Source organism: Streptococcus pseudopneumoniae (assembly GCF_001072375.1).
GTDB lineage: Bacteria > Bacillota > Bacilli > Lactobacillales > Streptococcaceae > Streptococcus > Streptococcus pseudopneumoniae_L.
Genome location: NZ_JVKV01000041.1, coordinates 1 through 7,410 on the forward strand (window position 1 = coordinate 1; position 7,410 = coordinate 7,410).

Annotated in this window: 6 protein-coding genes; 2 read left to right on the top strand and 4 right to left on the bottom strand. The window is 38.9% G+C overall.

Annotated features, from left to right (window positions below; translation table 11 throughout):
* The 4 genes from ADH31_RS10140 to uvrB all read right to left on the bottom strand — a co-directional run.
* Window positions 1-948: hypothetical protein (locus ADH31_RS10140; RefSeq protein WP_049509029.1), on the bottom strand; the 948-nt coding region annotated here is incomplete at its 3' end.
* On the bottom strand, window positions 945-1,571 hold the full coding sequence (locus tag ADH31_RS03500) for an NAD(P)H-dependent oxidoreductase (protein ID WP_049509030.1): 627 nt from the start codon (window positions 1,569-1,571) through the stop codon (window positions 945-947). The genes ADH31_RS10140 and ADH31_RS03500, both read right to left, overlap by 4 nt.
* A gap of 94 nt (window positions 1,572-1,665) precedes the next feature.
* Window positions 1,666-2,163 carry a GNAT family N-acetyltransferase gene (locus ADH31_RS03505; RefSeq protein WP_049509031.1) on the bottom strand — a complete coding sequence of 166 codons (498 nt, stop codon included), beginning with the start codon at window positions 2,161-2,163 and terminating at the stop codon, window positions 1,666-1,668.
* Window positions 2,164-2,177: 14 nt separating this feature from the next.
* Window positions 2,178-4,166: an excinuclease ABC subunit UvrB gene (gene uvrB / locus ADH31_RS03510; RefSeq protein WP_049509032.1), complete on the bottom strand. Its 1,989-nt coding sequence runs from the start codon at window positions 4,164-4,166 to the stop codon at window positions 2,178-2,180.
* A 180-nt stretch (window positions 4,167-4,346) separates the two neighbouring features.
* Between uvrB and ADH31_RS03515 the strand changes: the two genes are divergently transcribed.
* Together ADH31_RS03515 and ADH31_RS03520 are read left to right on the top strand one after the other, a co-directional pair.
* On the top strand, window positions 4,347-6,521 hold the full coding sequence (locus tag ADH31_RS03515; RefSeq protein ID WP_049509033.1) for an ABC transporter substrate-binding protein/permease: 2,175 nt from the start codon (window positions 4,347-4,349) through the stop codon (window positions 6,519-6,521).
* Window positions 6,521-7,261 (top strand): amino acid ABC transporter ATP-binding protein, encoded by a 741-nt coding sequence (locus tag ADH31_RS03520; RefSeq protein WP_049503260.1) that lies wholly within the window; start codon window positions 6,521-6,523, stop codon window positions 7,259-7,261. Before ADH31_RS03515 ends, ADH31_RS03520 begins: the two co-directional genes overlap by 1 nt.
* The last annotated feature ends 149 nt before the right edge of the window (window positions 7,262-7,410 follow it).

Below are 7,410 nucleotides of genomic sequence, written 5' to 3' on the forward strand. Positions count from 1 at the left end.
AAACCAGATGTAGCGGTGATCTAGGGATAAGAGAGAAGGCAAAATTCCTTTACTATTTTTCCCACCAATCCCAATAAAGAGATGAACTATTAAACCGATACTATTAAGATAGATAAATAAATCTGCATATCTTTTTATCGTCATTCTTGTCCTAGTCAAATCTAGGAACCAATAGTCAAATAATCGATACACCAGACAAAAAATATTTATATATATTGGAAAACTATAGTTGATATCTCTGTAGGGCAACGGAATAGGAAGGTTTTCGAAAATTAGATTCAGACCTAGTCCTATTGCTAGGATAAGACCAAGGACCAGGAAGAATCCTAAAAATTTATGAGAATCCATCCAAAGCCGAAAACTTTCTTTCCTTGGGCGATTCTTTTTTGTGTTTGATTTTCTTTTATGTTTTTTCATTCGAGTGAATCTTCCCGTTTTCTTTTCAATATACTTGGAAATTATAATTGTCACAATAGGCAATAGAAAGAAAATGAAATAAGTAACGAGGGGAAACCAGATATAGTGATAGTCTAATGCCCATATCGGAAGTAATCTTCTTCCTCTTTTAGAGGTCATCCCAATCGTTAACTGTAATACACAAGCAATTCCGTTAGTATATAAAAACATATTTGCAAAATTTCGCAAGGAAATCCAGTCTTTTCTAAAGGTACGAAGGAAAGAATGATAAGATGCATTCACCAATACAAAAAGATTTAAAAAAAGTGGAAAACTATAATGCAGTTCCCGATAGGGACTTGGAATAAGGGTTGTTCCGTACAATAGATATAATATTCCTAGAGCAGAAAACAAAAGAACGCTTGCATCAAGGATCCAGGCAATTGTTGAATGTTGCACAAACCACAGATTCATGCAGTCTAGTAGACCAATCTTTCGCTTTGATTTCTGGTGTTTTTTTAATGTTTTCTGTCTCTTATTTTTTTGTTTCATGATAGTTTTTTAACTTCTTCTGCTACTTTTTGGAGATGCTCTTCACGCATACTTGCTGTATTCACATCCCGTCCAACTTCACCTAGTACGCAAACGCGCTTAGTTTTAATTCCACAGTGATTCAAGACCGCATTTTTCAAAACAGAGATGCCATAGCTATCTGGAATGTTGATAGGACCCGAAAAGATTTTGTACCACCAAGTGGGCGCCATAGAGGTTGCGTAAATACTGGCTGTTTTCCCTTTTAATAACTTTTTAAACTGCTTGCCTCTAAGGTAATTCCAGATAAAACTCCCCTGATTATTAGCAGAGTAAGCAATCCCCGGTGTAAAGACTCGGTCAATCCAGCCTTTCATGAGGCTAGGCATACTACTCCACCAGATAGGATAAATAAAAATGAAATGATCTGCCCATTGGATTAATTTCTGAGAACGAAGGATAAAAGAATCTTCTTCCATACGTTTTCGATAACCATAACGTAAAACAGGATCAAAATCTTCTTCATTAAGACTGATGACTTCAAGCTCATGGTGACTTAAATCAATATTATCTACAATGGTTTGAAAAATAGCCTGGCAGTAACTTTCCTTATCCGGGTGTCCATTGATGACTAGAATTTTCATTCATCTTCTCCTTCATCTCTTTGTTTCATTCTATCTACTTCACTTTTTATACTTGATTAGTTGATAATGGTTCGAAGATTAATAGATACGTCCTTTAGGAATTTTTATTTGAAGAACACATCATCCTCAATTCCTTAACAGGTTTTCCAAGTTTAAGTATTTTTTCTTGGCCATCAAAAGTAAAACCCATTTTTTGATAAAAAGCAATAGCTCGCTTATTATCTTTCAATACCCATAAATAAATTTCAGAGAAATGATCGAGAGCAACAAATGCAGCATGCATTAACTGTTCACTCACACCTTTTCCATAGTAATCTTTTAAAACATATAAGGCAATGATTTCACCAGCTTGAATAGTCTCATCACGAAAATTTCCATAGCTGATAAATCCAACGACCTGCTTTCCATCCATCGCAATCAAGGTATTTTCTGGATATTTTTGACTAAAGAATCGACATCTTTCTAATGTCATCGTCTCCTGAAATTCCACGGGTAAAAGATCGTCATAAGCCTCTCTCCACGTTTGCCAATGAACGAGGGATTTGCCTTCTATCTCTTCAGGAGTTTCCATTGTTTTAATGATAATCTTCATTCGCTTTATCCTATCTAACCCAACGCCTTGACTTCCAGCATCATATCACGTATTTGCGCGGCCAACTCGAAGTCAAGCACTTCGACGGCTTCTTGCATTTGTTTTTCCAGTTTCTTGACTAGTTCTTTGCGTTCTTGTTTATTGAGGCTATTGATATCGACTTCCTTGTCTTCTTCTTTAGCCACAGTTTTTGTGACAGAAATAAGGTCACGGATTTCCTTCTTAATAGTTTGTGGGACGATGCCATGCTCTTCATTATAAGCCATCTGAATTTTACGACGACGAGCTGTTTCACCGATGGCTTTTTGCATAGACTGAGTCATAGTATCAGCATACATAATCACATGCCCTTCACTATTACGGGCTGCACGACCGATGGTTTGGATCAGACCACGTTCGTTACGGAGGAAGCCTTCCTTATCAGCATCGAGAATTGCAACCAAACTTACTTCAGGTACGTCAATCCCTTCACGAAGGAGATTGATTCCAACCAAGACATCAAAGACTCCTAATCGTAAATCTCGAATAATCTCGGTACGCTCTAAAGTCTTGATATCAGAGTGCATATACTTGACCTTGATGCCCATTTCCTTGAAGTAGTCTGTCAAGTCTTCTGCCATTTTCTTGGTCAAAGTTGTGATAAAGGTGCGTTCGTTCTTTTCAACACGGGCATTGATTTCCCCCAAGAGGTCATCAATCTGTCCCATGGTTGGACGCACTTCCATCTCTGGATCCAAAAGACCTGTTGGACGGATGATTTGCTCAATCACGGTGTCCGTTTGTTCCATCTCGTAATCACCAGGCGTTGCTGAAACGTAGACAATCTGGTGGACATGACTTTCAAACTCTTCACGACGAAGGGGACGGTTGTCCAAGGCAGACGGCAAACGGAAACCGTAGTTAACCAACATTTCCTTACGTGAACGGTCTCCGTTGTACATTCCTTTGATTTGCCCCATGGTCATGTGGCTCTCGTCAATCATAATCAAAAAATCATCAGGGAAGAAGTCAAGAAGAGTATAAGGTGGCTCTCCTTCGCTTCGTCCATCCATGTGACGTGAGTAGTTCTCGACACCATTGGTATAACCCATTTCACGCAACATCTCGATATCGTACTCTGTCCGTTGTTTCAAGCGTTGCGCTTCGAGGAGCTTGCCTTCTTTTTCAAAGATAGCTAACTGCTCCTCCAATTCAGCCTGAATCTTAGCAATTGCTACCTCCATGTGGTCGTCATTGGTCACAAAGTGAGTGGCTGGGAAAATCGCCAAATGGTCCACTTCACCGAGGACTTGACCAGTTAAAGTTTCAACCTCCCGGATGCGATCAATCTCATCTCCGAAGAACTCAACACGAAAGGCATGCTCGTCACGAGATGCTGGGAAAATCTCCACCACATCCCCACGTACACGAAATCTTCCACGCTGGAAATCAATGTCATTACGCTCAAATTGAATGTCGACCAATTCATTAAGGAGTTTATCACGAGAAATTTCAAGTCCTGGGCGCAAACTTACTACACTATCAGCATATTCCTTAGGAGAACCCAAGCCATAAATACAAGATACAGATGCTACAACGATGACATCATTACGTTCCAAGAGCGCTGATGTAGCGGAGTGACGAAGTTTATCAATCTCATCGTTGACTGAACTATCTTTTTCGATATAAGTATCACTAGAAGGAACATAAGCTTCAGGTTGATAGTAATCATAGTAGGATACGAAGTACTCGACCGCATTCTCTGGGAAAAATTCTTTGAACTCCCCATAGAGCTGGCCTGCTAGGGTCTTATTGTGGGCGATGACTAGAGTTGGTTTATTAACTTTGGAAATAACCTGACTCATGGTATAGGTTTTCCCTGTACCAGTTGCCCCCATCAAGATTTGAGCTTTTTCACCACCCTCGATGTTATCTACCAACTGCTCAATAGCCTGCGGTTGATCCCCAGAAGGTTGGTATTTGGATACAAGTTTAAATTTATTGTCTGTAATTCTATTGATCATAATTGCCTCATACACATTTTCTATCCTTCTATTTTACCATAAAAAGGATCGACTTACTGATTCTCAATTTCTTGCCACTTATCACCTCATGTCACATCTTATGACATCAAAACACTAAATATTTGCCAACTTTTTTATTTTCTGCTATAATGGGTAAATATTCTAAAAAGGAGACTAAACATGAAGAAAAAAATCCTTGCATTTTTATTATTTTTATTTCCCTTATTCTCTTTAGGCTATGTTAATGCGGACACTATCAAGATTGTTAGTGATACTGCTTATGCACCCTTTGAGTTTAAAGATACAGACCAGACTTATAAAGGAATTGATGTCGACATTATCAATAAAGTCGCTGAGATAAAAGGATGGAATATCCAAATGTCTTATCCAGGCTTTGATGCTGCTGTCAATGCGGTCCAAGCAGGGCAAGCAGATGCGATCATGGCTGGTATGACAAAAACCAAAGAGCGTGAAAACGTCTTTACCATGTCTGATACATACTATGATACAAAAGTTGTCATCGCAACAACTAAGTCTAACAAAATCACTAAGTATGAAGAACTCAGTGGTAAAACTGTTGGTGTTAAAAACGGTACTGCCGCACAACGTTTCCTAGAAAGCATCAAAGATAAATATGGTTTCACTATCAAAACCTTTGATACTGGTGATTTGATGAATAACAGTCTCAGTACAGGTGCTGTAAATGCCATCATGGATGACAAACCAGTCATCGAGTACGCTATTAACCAAGGGCAAGATCTCAGTATCAACATGGACGGAGAAGCCGTTGGAAGCTTTGCTTTTGGAGTTAAAAAAGGTAGCAAGTACGAATACCTAGTTACAGAATTTAACGAAGCTTTAGCTCAGATGAAAAAAGATGGTAGCTTGGACAAAATTATCAATAAATGGACAAGTTCTTCTAAAACTAGTTCACAAGTGACTTCTCTCACTTCTACTACAAGCGCAGGTCAAAAAGCTACTCCAGTCAAATCAAAATACGTTATCGCAAGTGATTCTTCATTTGCACCATTCGTTTTCCAAAACTCAAGCAACCAGTACACTGGTATTGATATGGACTTGATCAAGGCTATTGCCGAAGACCAAGGTTTCGAGATTGAAATCACCAACCCAGGTTTTGACGCTGCTATTAACGCAGTTCAATCTGGTCAAGCTGATGGTATGATTGCGGGTATGTCTGTTACTGATGCACGTAAAGAAACCTTTGATTTCTCAGATTCTTACTATACAGCTAATACGATTCTTGGAGTTAAGGAATCAAGTACGATTTCTTCTTATGAAGATTTGAATGGTAAAACCGTTGGTGTTAAAAATGGTACTGCTTCTCAAACCTTCCTAACTGAAAATCAAAGCAAATATGGTTATAAAATTAAAACCTTTGCAGATGGTTCATCTATGTATGATAGCTTGAATACTGGTGCAGTTGACGCTGTGATGGATGACGAACCAGTTCTTAAATACTCTATCAGTCAGGGTCAAAAATTAAAAACACCAATCGAAGGTACTCCAATTGGTGAAACTGCTTTTGCAGTTAAAAAGGGAAGCAATCCTGAATTGATTGAAATGTTCAACAACGGTCTTGCAAATCTTAAAGCAAGCGGTGAATTCCAAAAGATTCTTGATAAATACCTTGCAACTGATTCAACAAGTGAATCATCAACTGTTGACGAAACTACTATCTGGGGCTTGTTGAAAAACAACTACAAACAACTTCTAAGTGGACTTGGAATTACCCTTTCTCTAGCTTTGATTTCCTTTGCAATTGCGATTGTTATCGGAATTATCTTTGGTATGTTTAGCGTTAGTCCTTATAAATCACTTCGTCTTATTTCAGAAATCTTTGTCGATGTGATTCGTGGTATTCCATTGATGATTCTTGCTGCCTTTATCTTCTGGGGAGTTCCTAACTTTATCGAATCCCTTACAGGCCAACAGAGTCCAATCAATGACTTTGTCGCTGGTACAATCGCCCTCTCCCTAAACTCAGCCGCTTATATCGCTGAAATTGTACGTGGTGGTATTAAAGCAGTTCCTATCGGACAAATGGAAGCTAGTCGAAGCCTTGGTATCTCATACAGTAAAACCATGCGTAAGATTGTCTTGCCACAAGCAACCAAACTTATGCTTCCAAACTTCGTCAACCAATTTGTTATCGCACTTAAAGATACAACTATCGTATCTGCAATCGGTTTGGTCGAACTCTTCCAGACTGGTAAGATTATCATTGCTCGTAACTACCAAAGTTTCAAAATGTATGCAATTCTCGCAGTCTTCTATCTTGTGATTATCACTCTTCTTACTAGACTTGCAAAACGCTTAGAAAAGAGGATTCAATAATGGCTAAATTAAAAATCGATGTCGATAATTTACATAAGCAATATGGTAAAAACAAAGTCCTTAAAGGAATTTCAGCAAAATTCTATGAAGGAGATGTTGTTTGTATCATTGGGCCTTCTGGTTCAGGTAAATCAACTTTCTTGCGTAGCTTGAATCTCCTTGAGGAAGGTACAAAAGGTCATATCACAGTTAATGGCTATGATTTGACGGATAAAGCAACCAACGTGGACCACGTTCGTGAAAATGTCGGAATGGTGTTCCAGCACTTCAATCTTTTCCCACACATGACGGTATTGGAAAATATCACTTTCGCACCAGTAGAGCATAAGTTGATGACTAAGGCCGAAGCTGAAAAATTGGGAATGGAACTTCTTGAAAAAGTTGGACTCGCTGATAAGGCTAATGCAAATCCTGAAAGCCTATCAGGTGGTCAAAAACAGCGTGTGGCTATCGCTCGCGGTCTAGCCATGAACCCTGATATCATGCTCTTTGACGAACCAACTTCTGCCCTTGACCCTGAGATGGTCGGTGACGTTCTTAACGTTATGAAGGAATTGGCTGAACAAGGTATGACTATGATCATCGTAACCCACGAAATGGGATTCGCCCGCAAGGTTGCCAATCGAGTTATCTTTACTGCAGATGGTGAATTCCTTGAGGACGGTACACCTGACCAAATCTTTGATAACCCACAACATCCTCGTCTTAAAGAATTTTTAGACAAGGTTCTAAACGCCTAGAAGAAGTTGGGCAATAAGTCTTTATAATCAAAAAAACGCATTGTATCAGGTATAAAAAACTTGATATTATGCGTTTTATTGTGGAAAGATTTACTTCGGTTGCTCCTGATACTCAATGAAAATCAAAGAGCAAACTAGGAAGCTAGCCG